Source organism: Streptomyces graminilatus (assembly GCF_001418565.1).
Taxonomy (GTDB): Bacteria; Actinomycetota; Actinomycetes; order Streptomycetales; family Streptomycetaceae; genus Streptomyces; species Streptomyces graminilatus.
Genome location: NZ_LIQQ01000664.1, coordinates 573 through 1,827 on the forward strand (window position 1 = coordinate 573; position 1,255 = coordinate 1,827).

3 protein-coding genes are annotated in these 1,255 nt (G+C 70.3%); all 3 read left to right on the forward strand.

The features are described from left to right. Positions 1-118: 118 nt before the first annotated feature. Positions 119-277, forward strand: coding sequence for a hypothetical protein (locus AOK08_RS46220; RefSeq protein ID WP_157876998.1), 159 nt, complete (start codon positions 119-121; stop codon positions 275-277). 11 nt (positions 278-288) lie between these two features. Beyond that, on the forward strand, positions 289-792 hold the full coding sequence (locus tag AOK08_RS39420) for a hypothetical protein (protein ID WP_157876999.1): 504 nt from the start codon (positions 289-291) through the stop codon (positions 790-792). Then, positions 782-1,255, forward strand: a 474-nt coding sequence (locus AOK08_RS39425) for a hypothetical protein (protein WP_157877000.1), incomplete at its 3' end; no start/stop codon positions are given. The genes AOK08_RS39420 and AOK08_RS39425, both read left to right, overlap by 11 nt.

Consider the following 1,255-nt stretch of genomic DNA (forward strand, 5'->3'; position numbering starts at 1 on the left):
GGCTGCTCGCCGGGATCACCGGCTGGAACCACCCCGACACCGAGACGCGCGCCATGTGCCGGTTCTTCGGCGTCGCCACCCTCATCGCCACCGCCGTGATCGCCGCCCGGGAGTGGCTGTGAGCGCCATCTGGCCCATAGCCGCGTTCCTCAGCGCGGTCGGCCTGCACGCCCTGGCGCCCCGCCGTACGCCCCTCCTCTACCTCGGCCCCGCGGCCTGCACCCTCGCCCTGATCACCCTCGCTGCCGCCTACGTCGCGGCCGTCTGGAGCACCTGAAAATGCCGTACATGGCCATCAACCTCGGAGGCGTCGCCCTCGGAGTCGGCATCGACCTGGCCTTCCTGCTGCGCTGGTGGCTCAGGGAGAAGCACCGCTGGGGCGCCCTCGTCCCCTTCGTCCTCGCCAAGCTGTACGGGATGCTCGCCGCGCTTGCCGCGCTCGGCGCTGTCTCCCTCCTCGGCGCCGTCACCTGGGTCGCCCTCTGGGCAGGCAACCTCGCCGGATATCTCGGCCTGGTCTGGGGGGTCGGCGGAAGCGCGCCGGACGTGACGCGTGCGCGGCAGCTCGCGCTGACGCCGGGCGGGTACGTGATCGTGTTCCTGCTGACGATCGTCCTGTTCGGCCTGCTCAAGTGGGGTCCGCAACAGTCCAAGTCGAAGATCCTCCTGGGCTGCGTAGCCGGCGTCCTGGTCGCCCTGTCGGGGAACGTCGCCGGCGTGGCCGCGATCCCGCTCGGCTCCGGCGTGAACCTCGCCGGCATCGGCTTCACCGGGGTGTTCGGTGAGCACTGACGAGGACCTGGAACTGCAGACCGAGGAGACCGCCGACACGGGGGAGGACGCGGAGGCGGGGGAGCCCGATCGGATGAGCGAGCGCACCGCCAAGCTCATCCTGACCGTGATCCTCCTCGGTGCCATGTGGGCGATCGTCGTCGTCCTCCCGGAGACCGCGTACATCGTGACCGGCGTCCTCGCCACCCTCGGCTGGCAGAAGGCCCGCACATGGCGGGAGAAGCACCCCACCAACTATGGCCAGGACGAGGAAGAGGCGCCGCCGGACGTCGCAGAAGCTCTCCGCCGCCTCGTCGGCGACGACAACGGCGTCCTCCTCACCCGCCTCCGCGACGACCTACAGCTCCCCAACACCAAGATCGTCAAGACCCTCCTCGACCACCAACGCATCCCCTTCAAGGCCGTACGCACCCGAGAGGGCAACGGGCCGGCCGTACACACGAAGGACATCCCGCCCGCACCC